The organism is Pseudomonas sp. RIT-To-2 (genome assembly GCF_029623465.1).
GTDB classification, from domain to species: Bacteria; Pseudomonadota; Gammaproteobacteria; order Pseudomonadales; family Pseudomonadaceae; genus Aquipseudomonas; species Aquipseudomonas silvicola.
The window spans coordinates 66,413-81,153 of record NZ_JAPYKM010000032.1 but is presented as its reverse complement, the minus strand read 5'-3'; the positions used below and the strand labels follow the sequence as shown (position 1 = coordinate 81,153).

General features: G+C 63.6%; 11 protein-coding genes and 1 tRNA gene. 2 read left to right on the top strand and 10 right to left on the bottom strand.

The genetic code is table 11. The annotated features are described in order from the left end of the window. Nucleotides 1-421 (top strand): S24 family peptidase (locus QBK88_RS23970; RefSeq protein WP_277963951.1); only part of this gene is annotated, 421 nt, incomplete at its 5' end. A gap of 354 nt (nt 422-775) precedes the next feature. Here QBK88_RS23970 and QBK88_RS23965 read toward each other — a convergent pair. The 4 genes from QBK88_RS23965 to QBK88_RS23950 all read right to left on the bottom strand — a co-directional run bounded on the left by QBK88_RS23965 (nt 776) and on the right by QBK88_RS23950 (nt 3,063). After that, nucleotides 776-851 (bottom strand) — tRNA-Phe (locus QBK88_RS23965). Nucleotides 852-966: 115 nt separating this feature from the next. Then, nucleotides 967-1,425 carry a BRO-N domain-containing protein gene (locus QBK88_RS23960; protein ID WP_277963950.1) on the bottom strand — a complete coding sequence of 153 codons (459 nt, stop codon included), beginning with the start codon at nt 1,423-1,425 and terminating at the stop codon, nt 967-969. Nucleotides 1,426-1,745: 320 nt separating this feature from the next. Then, complete coding sequence (locus tag QBK88_RS23955; RefSeq protein WP_277963949.1) at nt 1,746-2,798, bottom strand: ADP-ribosylglycohydrolase family protein; 1,053 nt, start codon at nt 2,796-2,798, stop codon at nt 1,746-1,748. Between the two features lie 10 nt (nt 2,799-2,808). Beyond that, nucleotides 2,809-3,063, bottom strand: coding sequence for a hypothetical protein (locus tag QBK88_RS23950; RefSeq protein WP_268147984.1), 255 nt, complete (start codon nt 3,061-3,063; stop codon nt 2,809-2,811). 119 nt (nt 3,064-3,182) lie between these two features. Between QBK88_RS23950 and QBK88_RS23945 the strand changes: the two genes are divergently transcribed. Then, nucleotides 3,183-4,055, top strand: a complete 873-nt coding sequence (locus QBK88_RS23945) for a WYL domain-containing protein (protein WP_277963948.1) — start codon at nt 3,183-3,185, stop codon at nt 4,053-4,055. A gap of 12 nt (nt 4,056-4,067) precedes the next feature. Here QBK88_RS23945 and QBK88_RS23940 read toward each other — a convergent pair whose 3' ends face one another. The 6 genes from QBK88_RS23940 to QBK88_RS23915 all read right to left on the bottom strand — a co-directional run bounded on the left by QBK88_RS23940 (nt 4,068) and on the right by QBK88_RS23915 (nt 14,724). Then, nucleotides 4,068-5,090, bottom strand: coding sequence for a Fic family protein (locus QBK88_RS23940; protein ID WP_277963947.1), 1,023 nt, complete (start codon nt 5,088-5,090; stop codon nt 4,068-4,070). A 272-nt stretch (nt 5,091-5,362) separates the two neighbouring features. Then, entirely contained in the window at nt 5,363-6,175 is an 813-nt protein-coding gene (locus QBK88_RS23935) for a DUF2135 domain-containing protein (protein WP_277963946.1), read from the bottom strand. 3 nt (nt 6,176-6,178) lie between these two features. Next, the gene (locus tag QBK88_RS23930) at nt 6,179-7,816 is read right to left on the bottom strand and encodes a DUF2300 domain-containing protein (RefSeq protein WP_277963945.1); all 1,638 of its coding nucleotides are present in this window, start codon (nt 7,814-7,816) and stop codon (nt 6,179-6,181) included. Between the two features lies 1 nt (nt 7,817). Beyond that, nucleotides 7,818-12,377 carry an alpha-2-macroglobulin family protein gene (locus QBK88_RS23925; protein ID WP_277963954.1) on the bottom strand — a complete coding sequence of 1,520 codons (4,560 nt, stop codon included), beginning with the start codon at nt 12,375-12,377 and terminating at the stop codon, nt 7,818-7,820. After that, nucleotides 12,374-12,982 carry a DUF1175 domain-containing protein gene (locus QBK88_RS23920; protein WP_268151323.1) on the bottom strand — a complete coding sequence of 203 codons (609 nt, stop codon included), beginning with the start codon at nt 12,980-12,982 and terminating at the stop codon, nt 12,374-12,376. Before QBK88_RS23920 ends, QBK88_RS23925 begins: the two co-directional genes overlap by 4 nt. Nucleotides 12,983-12,999: 17 nt before the next feature. Then, nucleotides 13,000-14,724: a DUF2138 domain-containing protein gene (locus tag QBK88_RS23915; protein WP_277963944.1), complete on the bottom strand. Its 1,725-nt coding sequence runs from the start codon at nt 14,722-14,724 to the stop codon at nt 13,000-13,002. Between the last annotated feature and the right edge of the window lie 17 nt (nt 14,725-14,741).

The window sequence follows — 14,741 nt, the reverse complement described above, 5'->3', positions numbered from 1 at the left end:
CCTGGAAGATGTCCTCATCCCCTTCCATCGCCCCCTCAACCAACAGCTCATCGCCGTCGACGACCGCTACCTGCGCCTGCCCCGGGAAGCCATCGACAGCCTGTGCATAAACCCCGACCACTGCGCCGCCCTGATCATGCCCGACACCAGCCAGGCCCCCCGCATCCAGCCTGGCGCCGCCTTGGCCATCGACCGCAGCCACACCCTGTATCAGCCCGGCCACCTCTATGCCGTATTGCACGGCGGCGACCTGGCGATCCGCACCCTCTACCCCATGACCTGCGACGCCACGCGCTTGCGCCCGCACAACCTGTCGCAGTTCAGCGATGAACTGGCCAGTGCCACGGATGCGATAGAAGTACTGGGCTGGGTATTCTGGTGGTCGACCCTTCAAACCCGCCGGCCGGATGAGAAGGAATGACATTTGTGCTGGGCATTTGCCGGCAATGCCGCTATTCTTGCCGCACGTTTTCGCAAGGCATGCTGCACAGGCAGCTGGCTTGCACAGTCGGGCGGTGTACATCGCGGCCTGGCTAACCGGTGACGCAAGGTTACTGGTTCTACATTTTTGAAGGCGGTGGCGGTCTACCAAAAATAGACCAACGCCGTCCCCGAGAAGCCGGCCACAAGCCGGCTTTTTAATGCCTGTCGTATCAAGGGTCTCTGTGGCCCGAAACAAGAATTTTCGTACAGAGCCTGCGTCGCAGACTTATTCGCCATCAGCACCGAAACGAAAAAACCCCTGAACCTTGCGATTCAGGGGTTTTTCAATGTGTGGTGCCCAGAGACGGAATCGAACCGCCGACACGGGGATTTTCAATCCCCTGCTCTACCGACTGAGCTATCTGGGCCGCAGGCGGGATTAGACGTTTTTACGCGCTTGGCGTCAAGCTCGAAAGCAAAAAAATAGAATGAATACCTGTAGTTACACGCTGAGCCGGACAGCTCGAAACCGCTCCAGGCACCTCAAACGGTCCCGGCGCCCAGCACCTCGGGCAAATCGCGAACCCTCACCCACGGCTCATTTCGCCACTGCAGCACGCCTACGACGCCGCTCCCAAACCGCATCTGGTCCACGCGCGGCGCCTGCGTCAGGTGTCCGTGCCGGTCTTCATGAAGCAACGGTATGACCTCGTGGGAGAGCCAGTACCGCAGCGCTCGATTCTCCGGTGCGTAGTGATGAACCAGCAGTGCGAAAACCGCCGACTCACTGACAATGGTCGTCTTGCGCCACTGCCCGTCGCTATCGAGCCATGCCGCACGGCGCTGATCAGGGTCAAGCTTGGCAATTTTTCGGTCAAGCATTCCTGTGCCCATCAGCCGCCCCAGATCGCGGGTGCAAAACCAGGCTTGGAATTCGAACATCATCCCGCGCAGCGGACGGTTATGACGGTAAAAAGCGGTGGGTTTGAAGCAATCGATCATCGCCAGTTCCTTTGGTAGTTGAACGGCCACCGCTCGCGGTCAAACAAGGGTGGCAGCTGTAAACGGGTTGACCGACCGGGACCAAAGCACCCGGCACATCCGAGGATGTCCCGCCTACAGCCGCCATGATGCAAGCTGCAGGACGAGTGTGCCCGCAACAGCTGGAAAGCTGAAGTGCTTAGGTATGTCGGACGGTCAATTCCGGCCACTGATTGTCAGCGGCGGTCGGAGGCTATCAGGCGCTACCCCTCTGATCACCCCCTACATCCCGGGGAAGATGTAACGCGAAACTACAAACGGTTCTGATGCTGGCCCCCGGTTCAACCCCCGGGATACGCCAACTCGATCCACTCATCGTCCTCGCCGCCATACCCGTAGTAATCGCGTGGCACACGCTCGATGTCTTCCGCTACCCGCTCGATCACCGCACGCAACTCCAGCCGCTGAAACCAGCGTGCCGGTATGGCCGCCGCGCCGTACTCGATGCCCAGCAGGTGCCCCGCCACCAGCCCGGTGCTGTCGCTGTCACCGCTGTGGTTCACTGCCAGGATGATGCCGTCCTCCAGGTTGTCCGCCATCAATGCGCACCACACGCCAATGGCCAGCGCTTCCTCGGCGACCCAGCCGGCGCCCAGTTCACTGATGCGCTCGGGGGTGGGCCGGTAGCCCTCGCGCACGAAGAACAATACGCGCTCCAGCAGCTCACGCACTTCATGCATGCCGGGTTTGTCGCCATGTGTGGCCAGGCTGTCGACCACGGCTCTTTCCAGGCCCGCGCCGTGGTCGGCCATGCGTTGCAGGATGTCGGCGAACAGGCCGGCAGCCAGGTAGCCGCTGGGATGGCCGTGGGTAAGTTGGCCGGCTTCGCTGGCCCACTCGAAGGCGTTGGCGAAGAAGGCGCAGGGTGCGGAGCGCATCAGCGCGCCGCAGCCTTTGCTGTTGTTCTGGGCGGGAATGCCCAGTCGCTTGCTGGCCTTCAGGGCGCTGATGCAGGTAGTGCCAGGGGCGCGGCGAGCCCAGAGCGCTCTTTCGCTGATGAGCCAACCGTCCTGGCTCACGTGCGTGGCCGGCTGTTCGTTCTGGGTGACCAGCCAGCGCAGCAGGGCGTGGTGTATGACGCCGGGCACGTGGCAGATGCCCCGGGAACTGCCGCGTACGTAAGCGCGCAGCAAGCCTTCGGCGGTAAAGAGCATCATTTGCGTGTCGTCGGTGATGGCGCCGATACGGCCGTAGGCCGGGGCGAAGTCGATGATGCCGCGTCGGCCGTAGCGGGCTTCGATCACCGGCCACTCGAGGAACTCCACGGGGGCACCCAGGGCGTCGCCAACGGCGCCCCCCAGCAGGCAGCCCTTGATGCGGTCGAGTCGGTTCATGGCGGTCTCCTTACGATGCCAGTTCGGTGTGCTGCAGGCGGGCCAGTGCTTGCTTGAGTTCAATGATACGGGCCTTTTCAGCGCGCAGGGTGCGCCGTAGTTCGCGGTTTTCCATGGCATGGATGCGTGCCCAGCGTGCACCCTTTTGGCAGTCGCGCGCCAGTTCCCAGAGTTCGCGCAGCCGCAGGTATTGCATCAGGAGGATCAGCAGGATCGCGGCGATAAGGGCGATGGCGCCTGTTGATACCAGCTCTGAAATACTCATGTTCGGTGTCCTTTGTGGAGGCCGGGAATGCCTTTGCCAGACACACGATATGTAGTGTTTTACGACAGGTCTAGAATGTAGACTTATACAGGTAAACAATTCGCACACATGGAGCACCGATGAAACGCTTGCAGGAAATCGAACAGGTCCGCTGGGACCTGGCACTTCGCTATCGTTTGATCGAGACCGTCGCCTGGTGGGAAGGCCGGCTGACCACGGGGCACTTGATCCAGAGCTTCGGCATCAGCCGTCAGCAGGCCTCCAAGGACATCAACACGTACATCAACGAGCATGCGCCTGAAAACCTTACATATGACAAACAAATAAAAGGCTACGTGCCTACCTCCGCGTTCGCACCGCGGTTCATCGAGAACAGCGCCAGCGCCTACCTGCACCTGCTGTATCAGAACAATGAACGCCAGGACCATATCGAAGGGCTCGCGCTGGCCTATGCCCACACGCGGGTACTGGAAGTACCTGACCGGCCGATTCGTCCGGAGGTACTGCGGCCTTTGTTGAAGGCGTGCCGCGAGGGGCTGCGGCTGGAGACCGAGTATGTGTCACTGAACACGCCGCAAGCCGAGGTCCGGCTGATTGCGCCGCACACCCTGGTGTACACCGGCATGCGCTGGCATGTGCGGGCGTACTGCGAGAAGAACGGCCAGTATCGCGACTTTGTGCTGAGCCGACTGCGTGGCGAACCGGAGTTGCTCGGCCTGTCGGACAACGGCAGCGCTGCCGACGTGGACTGGAACACGGACATTGATGTGGTCATCACACCGGACCCGCGCCTGGAACCGGTGCAGAAGGCGATCATCGAGACGGACTTCGGCATGGTCGACGGGCAATTGCTGGTACCCAGCCGTCGGGCGCTGGTGAAATATGTGCTGCAGCGCTATCAGCTTGACCCCAAGAACCTGAACCCCAAGCCGGAGGCACAGCAGATCGTGGTGAAAAACCTGCAGGCATTGAAGCCCTGGTTGTATGACTGAGGGGCAACCTGATCAGCCCGCTGTCGAGGCGACCCAATCGGCGCCCTTCTGGCTAATTTGGTATTTCTGTGCAGGACTGCGCGGTGAATCAGGATGAGTCATCTCGACCAACCCCTGGGCAAGCGCGGGGTTTAGGTAGTTTTCACGGAAGGTGGCACGGTGGGAAATTCCCAAACTGTCCATCAACTCCGCAGCTCTCATCGCCTGACGGTGGCTTAAGCACCGCAACAGGCTTGCAACCTGGTCGCTCAATGGCTCGGTGCTGTGGTCATCAGTGCTACCTGCATCCAGCAAAGCCTGCTGCAAGGCACTCAGCATGAACTCGACGAAGGGCGTTGCCTCACCCAACTGATCGGCCCGCGAGAGTGCAGCGTAGTAGGCATCCTGCTGGTCGCGTATCACGGTCTCTACTGGCAACCAAGCGAGCACGGGGCGCCATTGGCTGAGCAGCAAGGTCTGCCAGAGACGCCCCATTCGGCCATTGCCATCGGCGAACGGGTGGATGAACTCGAACTCGTAATGGAACACGCAACTCGCGATCAGTGGATGCAGCTCGGTTGAGCCCGCCCACTGCAACAGCGAGTCAACCAGCGTAGCGACACGGCTGGCAGGAGGCGCCATATGTACAAGGCGATCCCCTCGGTAAATGCCTACACCGCCACCACGGAACTCACCTGCGTCGTCCAGCAGACCGAACATCAGCGTCCCGTGCGCCTGCAGCAAATGCGCTCGAGAGTCTGGGCGGAAAGTCGGCATGGCCTCATAGGTCGTGAACGCGTTGCGTACTTCCTGGATTTCGCGGGGCAGCCCGAGTACTCGCTTGCCGTCGAGCACGGCGGTGACCTGTTCGAGGCTCAGGGTGTTGTTTTCAATGGCCAGCGAAGCCTGAATCGTTCGGATGCGGTTGCCGCGCCGCAATTGCGGGGTGAGTTCGGCTTCACGGCGTTCCGAGAGACGGCCAACCTGCTCACTGATTTCTGCCACCAGAGCGAGCATGCGTGTAGTGAGGGTCAGGGGCGGCTGGTAACGATTCAATGGTCTTTCCGGCGAGTCAGTGGACAGTGAATGGGAGCTTCATCGGCCGTAATAGTACACCGATCTACTTGTACGGTTACTTGTACGGTTACTTGTACGGTGCCAGCGTCCAAGCGCCCCGTTTCCCGGGCTTTTGCCAGGCAGGACCTGGTAGCGCAATCAGATGTAGCAGCGGACCTGGCCGCGTCACAAGCGCCGCATTCTCCCTGGCGGACCGCACCGCGCTTTCCACTGGCCAACAAGCCCAAGGCCACTGCCGGTAGTCAAAGACCTCAGGGATAGCTGAACCGATGCACCAGCGTCAGCTCACCCGGCGCGCGCATGGGCACCAGGAAGGTTTCCATTTTCTCGTTGGGCGTGCCCTCTTCGGTGATGAGGGTGATCTGGGCGGTGGTCAGGGGTTTGACCGGGTTTTCCTGGCCGCCGCTGTCGTCGTCGCTGCGGTAACCGCCCCCGAAGTAGTTGACGTAGATGAGGTACTGGCCCTTTTGCGGCGCGGGCATGGCGAAGATCTCCGGGCCGTAGCCGGTGGTGACGTCCACGTCCAGTGCCGCGCCGTTGGGGGCGGTGCGGTCGCCGTACCAGATGTGTGCGCCGTCAGGGGTGATGACGTGCAAGTCCAGGTCGGTGTTGTCGCTGTCCCACGACAGCAGGATGCGCAGTTTGGCGGGGCTGGCGCTGCCGGTGTTGAGGAACTGCACGCGGCGTTTCTGCTGGCCGTCAGGGCTGCGGATTTCAACGCTGTTGGTGCCGCTGGGGAACGAGAACGGGCGGTCGAAGTGGCCGTTGCCGTCGAGTTTCAGCGGCATGGCGACGCCGTTGACGATGACTTTGCCAGGCTGGTCGGCACTTTTGGGCATGCCCTTGATGGCCCCCATGATGCGCGCCGTGTCGGCCTGGCCGGCGGGGGTGTTCACCGAGGAGGCCGGGTAATTGACGGTCTGGCGGAAGTGCTCGCCTTCCGGGGTAGCGCTGCGCCAGCCGCCGATGGGGGTATCAAGGCTGACGGGGTTGTCGCCGCGGGCGGCCGGCAACGCCAGCAAGGCGCTGAGGAACAGGGCGGTAGTACAGGTACGCGGTGTCATGGCCTAGTCCAGAAGCAGGTGGCGGGCGAGCCCTTCGATGTAGGTTTCATCCTGGCCATTGGGGTGGGCCTCGAAGGCCAGGTGCAGGTATTCATGGGTCAGGTCCAGGCGGTCTTGCAGGGTGAGGACGCCGCGCACGTAGATACGCTGGCGTTCGCGGTCCACGTAGGGGCGGCCGTAGGCCAGGCGACACACGGCAAAGGTGTTGAGTTCGTTGTAGCCCACTTCGTTGTCCAGGGCCGGGCGCCACTGGCGCTTCTGGCTCTGCAACCACTCCTGGGCGGCGGGTAGCGCTTCGCAGGAGGCGACCGGGTTGTCCCAGCGGCTCAGGCTTGCACGAGGGTAGGCGCGCTGCAGAATCACGTCGTAACGCAGGCCATCACGGGCTTGCTGCACGGCCTGGGCCCAGGACAGCTTGTCCGGCCCGGGGGTATCGGAGTGGTAGGTGACCGGGCTGCCGGCCAGCACCAGGTCGCTGGTCCACGCGACGATGCGCCGGGTGTCGACCGTGGCGGCACGCGGGGCGACGCGCTGGTGGCTGCTGCTATCGTCGATGCTCAGGCAATCGCCATTGCGCCCGGCGTTCTGCAGCAGGTAGGTGCGAATCGCCACGGCCAGTGCCTTGGCCGCTTCGGCAGGCTGGCTTTTCGCCTCCCGTTGCAGCACCCGGGCAACGTATTCTTCGCGGTCCAGGCGAGCGATCAGATGGGGACCTTGCTGCAGGTACAGGTCGCCGCTGCTGTCGATATCCAGATCGTTGCCATTGGCGAATACAGCACGGTAGCGGCCTTGCAGCATGCCCTGGGGTGCTGGGGTACCCGAGGGGGTCAGCACGCTTTTGAGCGGGTAGCGGGCGAACAGGTCGACCTCCACGCAACGCCCGGTGTCCGTGGGCCAGGGCGCCGGCAGGAAGGCGCCGAGCACGTCGGCGTAATGGCGCAGGACCATCTGGCTGGTACCGCGCCCGCCAACCCAGATCGGCGTGCCATCCTGCAGCCAGCCCGCAAAACCGCCCTGCCGTGCCTTGGGGTCGCTGTCGGCCAGCCAGCTCCAGGTTTTCACCCGCAGGCGGCCGCCCAGGCTGCCCACTGCCTGGCCGTCGGCAGCGTCGAGCACCACGTCCAGCAACAACTGCCGGGCCTGCCCCTGGGATGGCAGGGTACGCAGGCTGTCGAGCAATTGCGCCACCGGGACGCGGGTGCCGGGCTGGAGTTGGCCGAGGTCGGCAAGCCAGGCCGGGGCCTGGCGGGCGTGCCAGTAGTCATGCCACTGCTGCACATCGATTTGCAAACGCCGCGGGTCGAAATACAGCCCGCAGGAATGCACCAGCGCCGCGTCACGGGCAATGGTGCCGCCGGGGGTACAGCAATAGACTTCGTCGCGGTCCTGGCCCTGGCAGTCATAGGCCGGTTCGTGCTGGTCAGTGTCCACCAGCCAGGCATAGACGAACAGTTTCCACAGGCTGCCCAGAGGCGTGGTCAAGTCGGCCGGCAGTGGCGCGCGGCCGATGGCCTGGGTTTCACTGAACTGTACCAGCTCATACCCTGCGCCATGGGGCCAGGCCAGGCGCAGAGGCGCCTCCCCTGCCCAGGTCAGCAGAGGAAACAGGCATAGCAAACCGCCCAGCAGCGCACGTCTCATGTTACTGGACCGTAACCTGGCCAACCGCTGCCTTCTTCTCTTCGGCCTTGTGCTGCGGCGCATAGAGCTGGGTGTAGCGCACAGGCGGCAAGGTGAACTGGCCTTTCTGCGAGAAGCGTACCAGGTGGCGGAAGCGTAGCTCGCCACTGAGGCTGTCGACGGCGATCCCATAGGCCATCTGCCCGGGTTCGAAGCGGGCCTTTTCCAGCGGTGCGGCGTCGGTGGCGCCCTGCCCTGTCAGCTTGATGCCCCACGTGGTGCGTTCCACATCGGCGCCCGGCGGCAGCGGCACTTCAAGCATGCCATAGCGCAGTGGCTGGCCCTTGGTGCTGACCGTCACCTCATCCAGGTAAAGGCTGTCGCTGGCCAGAGGTTTGTTGCCCACTGCTTCGAGCTTGAAGGTGAAGGCTTGGTCACCGGGAACCAGGCGCAGCAGCCGGCGCTTGACCACCACCGGCAGGTCATCCGGGGCGGTCTGCTTGCTGTTGAAGGTCAGCACTGCGCGAACGGGGCGCTCACTGGTGCCGGTGATGTTGAGGGCGGCCGGTACGCCACTGCCCTGCCACTGCCAGAAGCCAGTGCCGGTGGCGCCCTGTGCCGCCCGCCAGTCAACCCCGGAAGCCAAGGTAGTGGGCTTGGGTGCCTGTTCGATGCTGCGTTGCAGCCAGGTCAGAGCCAGCGCACGCTCAAGGGTCGACTGCTGCGGCAACAGACGTTGCAGCAGGTCGCGGACCTGGTCTGCAGTGGCAGGCTTTAGCGACAGGTCCAAGGCCGCGGCGAACGGCTGGCCACTGGTAGCAACCCGTTGCCGAGCCTCTTCCAGGCCGCTGGCGAAGGCCGGCGGTTGGGTGACCTTGGCCTGTTGCGCCAGGGCTGCGGTCAATACGCGAGCACTGGCCAGGCCCAGGGCGGACTCGGGGGCGTCCATGACCACGCTGTCTTCGCCATCGTCCATCAGGTTGGCGTTGGCCCCCGGGCCAGCCTTGGCGAGGTCGGCCATCAGGCCACTGAGCAGGGTGTTGACCGGCAATTGCATCTCGCGGGCAAACGACAGGATCAGCGCCCGTTGCAGCAAGGGGGTGCTGGCCGCCTGTTTGGCATACACGTCCATTACTCGCTGCCAATGCTCTGGCGGCAGGGTCAGACCCAAGGCCTTGCTGGCATGCCAGTCGGCGTAATAAGCGTATGCGGTCAAGAACGCATCGGGCGCACGGTCTTCGCCCCACCAGGTGAACGCCGCTTCAGGCCCGGCCATCTGCACCAGGCGCAGGCGGCTGTTCTGCAGGATGAGCCGCAGGCGGTCACGCACACTGGGGTCGGCGGTCATGGCCGGGTAAGCGATGGACAACGGCAACAGTTGGCTGGCCGTCTGTTCGACACCGCCCCACGGGTATTCGAGCAGGTCATCGAGGCTGGCGCGGAACAGGGCTTGCGGGCTGTCGTCCAGGCGCAGGCGCAGGTTGCTGGCATCGACGGGCAACGACAGGGGGATGTCGCCAGCGGTAACGTCCAGGGCCTGGGTGTGCACGGTCTGCCAACCGTCGGCGACGGTTTTCAGGTCGATGGCCAAGGCGTCCTGGGTTTTGCCATCCTGTTGGATCTCGGCCGTCAGGTTGGTCGTTCCCAAGGCCAGTTGCAGCGCCTCGCCAGGCAAGGGAATGTAATTGATGCCTGGGTTGAGGGTCAGTGGCAGGCGTTGTTCCTGGCCGGCGTTGTGGATAACCAGTTCAGCCTTGACCGCCTGTTCTGCCTGGCTGAAGGCGAACACACCCAGGTCAGGCTTGTCACCTGCGCGGAAGCGCGTCGGGCCGCTCCATTTCAGGTAAAGAGGCTTTTCGGAACGAATGAACTGCTTTTTCTGGCCCACTTGGCCGTCATCGGCGATGGCCCGTGCGGTGATGCGCCAGCGGGTCAGGGAGTCGGGCATGCGGAAGGTGAAGCGCGCCTTGCCGCTGGCGTCGCTGACCAATTCCGGCTGCCAGGCAGCGGTGTCGACGTCTTCGCGGCGCGGGCGCTCCAGCACCTTCACGCCGCGCTCGCTGCGGTTGGCCTTGCCAGGTGCCGTGGGGCTGCCCGGCAGGGCGACGTCGTAGCTGATGAACGACAGGCTGGCGCTGGTGCGCACATTGTTGCGCCGTGGGTGATAGAAGAACTGGTCGATGCCAGGGGCGATTTCCGGTTGCAAGGCGTAGACCATTTCGTCGACGACGCTGACAGTCAGGTGTGCGGGAATGGCCTTTCCGGCGAACTGGGTGCTGAGGTCGACAGTAACGGTCTCGCCGGGCTGGTAGTGGTCCTTGTCGGTCGCGATGGCAATGTCGATCTGCGGCTGCACGACCTTGATGCCAGCGTTCTGGAAGCTGTATTCGCCGCCTTTGGTGTAGAGCACCGAGAAGGTCAGATTGGGCGCGAAGGTATCTTTCATCGGGATGTGCACGCGGTATTGGGTGGGGCTGATGGTATCGATTTTCAGCCAGTCGCCGCCCTTGGTCAGCAGCGCGGTGGCCTCGACCTTGTCACGCTCGAGCGACAGCAAGGCATCACTGACAGGCTCGGGGAACGTGATCAGCGCCAAGGCTTCGTCACCCGCCTTGTACTCGGCCTTGTCGAGGGTGATCTCCACGGTACCAGGCACTGCCTTGACGCCGTCGCCGGTCACCGAATGGCCGGTGGCGCCAAGGATGCGCTGGTGTTCGTCGACGAGGCTAAGGTTGTAGGTGCCGGGCCGGTCGAAGGCAACGGTGAAGCCCTTGTCCGCCGCCCCCAGCTTGGCGCCGCCGGTGGTCTGGTCTTCCAGGCGTACCCAGGTGTAGGCCGCGGGTTTGACCGTAGTCGGCTGCTCGCTCTGGTAACTGAAGGCGACCTTGTCACCCACGGCACTGAAGCGCTCGGGCGCACCGAGCTGGTACTGGGCGGCGCCCCGCTCGATGAGGATTTCCTTGGTGGTCTTGACCCGGTACGCGGCGCCGTCGCTGGCGAACACGGTGAGCATGTAGCGGCTGGGCTTTTCAGCCGCCGGCAGCTCGATGCTCGCGTAGCCCTTGGCATCGGTGGTCAGTTCAGTACTGGTGAGTTCCACCGGGAACTGGCCCAGGTACTGCAGCTCGTTTTCCACCATCGACAATTGCTGGGCGCGCAGGCTGAGGGTGAGCTTGGCGTTGGCCACCGGCTTGCCGTCGGGGTACATGAGCAACAGTTTGCCCTTGACCGGTTCATGGGTACGGAAGTCCTGCTTGGCCAGGTCGAGGGAAATCTCGAAGTGCGGCTTGATGTATTCAGCTACCCGGAAGGCACTGCTGTAGGTCTGGTCGCGGTAAGTGAAACGCAACTCGTAACCCCCGGCCACGGCGTTGTCGGGCAACTGGAAGCGGCCTTGGGTACCGGCCTTGGCGTCCAGGTTCAGGTCCATGCCTTGCAGGGTAGTACCCGTGGCATCAATGACGCTGACGTGCACGGCACCACCCGCAGGGTTGACCGAGTCGCGGGCGTTCTTGAATTCGCGCCCCACTATTTTCATCGACACCCAGTCGCCAGGCCGGTAAAGCGGCCGGTCGGTGAAGGCATAGAGCTTGGTGTCGTAGATTTCGCTGTCGTAGTAGAAGTTCTCCGAGACAAATACCCCGCCCTCGGCGTCTTCGCCAATGACAAAGGAGCGCTCGGGGCTGACGTGCTTGAGGCGCAGCAGGCCGTCGTTGTCGGTCTCGCCACTGCTCATCACGCCCAGGCCGTCGGTCCAGAGCACTTTCACCTTGGGTACCGAGCTGCCTTCATGCTTGCGCGCGGCCCACACCAGCAGTTCGTCGCCGGCGATCTTGCTCACGGCCACGGTATTGGAGACGAACACCACGGTGGTGGCGCGGTACTTGCCGATCAGCGCTTCCACCAGGTACAGGCCGGGCTTCAGCTTGCCCAGAGGGATGTACACGTTGCCAGGGGCGACACTGATGAACTCGCTGGAGGAGCCCGCCAGGTCGACGCCCTTGGGCGGTTGGATCGGCTTGGCTTGCCACAGCGGGTAGCGGAACTGGGTCACCAGCGGTAGGCCGGGAATGGGCGCGTACTGGGGCTGGGCATCGTACTGGGTGGGTGCGGCGATGGTATTGCCCATCTTCAGTTCCGGCACCTGTTCAGTCACTTCCTTGCGCGACTCGTAGGAAAACGCCCGCTGCATCACGCGGCGGGACTTGCGGTACCAATTGTCCCACAGGTACGCCAGGGTGTTGGACAGCCCCTCACCCTTGAACTGGCCTTCGCTGACCACCCGGTGCAGGTTCTTCTGCCGCTTGAGGAATTCCAGCGGCTGGTCGATGCGGTAGACGCGAATGTCAGCGCCACCGTAGGGCTCCATGCGGAACCGACGGTAGTCACGCCCCGGTGCCTCCAGGCGCACCATGGCCTGCTCATCGGTGGCGAAACTGCTGTCGGCCAGCAGAAAAAAGCTTTCGCCGGCCAGGGGCGCGTAGTCGCTGGCCGGCACCGAGTCTTCGGCGCGCACCAGGCCCACGGGCGCCAGCAGGCACAGCAGCCACAGGCACAGGCGCACCACCAGCGCGCGGCTCATCGCAGGAAATTGAGCCGATACACACCGATGAAATTCGGGTTGGCTGCGTCGGGTATCCATCGGGTGTCCTTCCATGTCATGAGTTGCTGCACGCTTGCCGAGCGCATGCCGTTGTCGGTGGGGGTGGTGGTGCCGGTGTGATAGGCGATGTAACGGCCCATCCAGATCATCAGGTGCTGGTCGTCACCCTGGTCGAAGAACATCAGGTCGCCAGGGCGAGCCTGGTTGATGTCACGGCCTACCAGGCGGCTGTTGAACTGAACCAGCTTGATGGCATTGACGTAGGGGCCGACCTGGCCGCCGCCCTGCTGCCACTGCTGGGCCAGGCTGCGCTGGGCATCCGTGAGCGCCAGCTCTGGCGGCAGGTAGCGGTTGGACAGGCCATTGGCGCGCAACCACTTGTCATCGTGAACCTTGAGCGCTTCATTGGCGGCGAACCGCACCAGGCCCGCGCAGTCCTGTTGGTACCAGCGCGGGCTGGGGCCCTGGGTCAGTTGTTCCTGGGCGATACGCACGAACCAGGCGCGGAACACCTGACTCTGTTCGGCATCCAGCGCCGGTATGGGCGCGGCCAGCAGCCGAACGCTGAACAGCAGCGCGGCCATGCCCAGGACGAATGATTTCACAGGGCACGCCATTGCAAGGGCAGCCACTGCCAGTGCCCATCCGGCTCACTGCCCTCGGGCAAGGTCAGCGCGTATTTGCCATAGCCAGCCAACTTCTGCAGTTTGGGAATCAGGTGGGTCTGGGCGGCATTGCGAAACACCGGCTCCATGTCCTGGGGCAGGCTATCGAGTGTTTCCTGTTGCATCAGCTGTGCCAGGGAGTCAGGCCCCAGGTACACGGACATCAGGGCATCCTTGGGCGCTACATCGGCCAGCGGCGCGAAGTGCTTGTCCAGGGTGGCAACGGCCTTGTCCACCAGTTTGTCGTCCAGCGAGAACAGCAGGGTCGAGCCATGGCGCGCCAGGCTGACCTTGAAAAAGCCCTTGCCGGTGATGCTGTCAGGCTTCTCGGCCTCGCGGTTGCGGTATTGGCCGAAGTTGGAACTCACCTGCCGTTGCCATTGATGGCCGTCGGCTGGCGCCTGCTCGCTGACCGCGAACTTGCCGCCAGGTACCTTGCTTTCCCAGGCCCCTACCATGGAGCCGAACAGGTTGCCCAGGTCTGCATCCAGCTTGCCGCCGTCCGCAGTGTCGAGGCCGGCTACCAGCAATGGCGTATAGAGTTTGGAGTCCGGGTACCAGCACAGGCCTGCCGCGCCGGTCATGTGGCCGGTCAGGGCCTTGGCGGCCTGTTCGTCGGCGCCCAGTTTCACCAGCAAGGGCTGTTGCTGTTCGGCAGCCAGAGGCAGCGCCACACAGGCACTGGCGCCAACCGGCATGGCTTGCCACACGGGGGCGAAATTCAGGTCCGCGCCGCTTGCCGTTTCATCCAGCGCCAGGTAGCTGTGCCAGCCCTTGTCGTCCATGTCCAGGCGCACACCGGCGAAGGTGGGTATGAAGCGCTGGTAGCCCATGGCAAGCACGCTGGAACCGATGGAAATACGCTGTTTGATTCCGCCGTCACGCGGTTTCAGGCCAAATGCCTCGGGGAACAGCTGGTTGCCGCTCAATAGCGCGGCCAGCGCCTGGGTCGACACCGCGCCCGGCGCCACTTCGCTGTCATCGGCGTGTTCGTAAAGCTTGTCGGGGTTGGACAACACCACCAGCTTGTCGCCACGGGAGGCGAACAGCAATGACCTGGTGGCGTTGTAGCTCAGGCGGTAAAGCGGGACAGCCTCCCCTGCCACTTTCAACTCACCGACCTTGCTCAGCTGCTGATCGTCCAGCGCGACATGGGCCAGTGGCTCCAGCAGTCTGGCCAGGCCGCCACGGTCCATCACCAGCAGGAAGTCCTTGAGGCGGCCATCGGCGCCGCGCCACAGGGCCACATCGGCGGGCTGGTCGAACAGCGCTTCGATGAGGTTGTCCTGCAGTTTCAGGTCATGCTCGTAGATGATGCGCCGCAAGCTGCCGATCAGGCCCAGGCGGTCACCGTGGGTTTCGTAGTAGAAGACGAAATCCTCGGTGAGGGTGTCGCGCAGGAACGGCACGCTCAGCAGGTCGCGGGGCAACTGGCTGAGGGACCGGGTCTCCAGCAGCGCATCAGGGCGGCTGAGGCCGAACTTGTCCATGGCCAGGGCCACGGCCGGCAAGGCGGGCTTGTGCAGGAACCAGCCCATGCCGCCCGCTACCGCGGCCACCAAGCACAGGCCCGCGGCCAGCAGCAGGTTGCGGCGCTTGCCGGTGCTGGAAGGTGACGGCGCCGCAGGTGTGGCGGCCGGTACAGCGGTGTTTTCGCTCATGTTCGCAAAGCCCGATT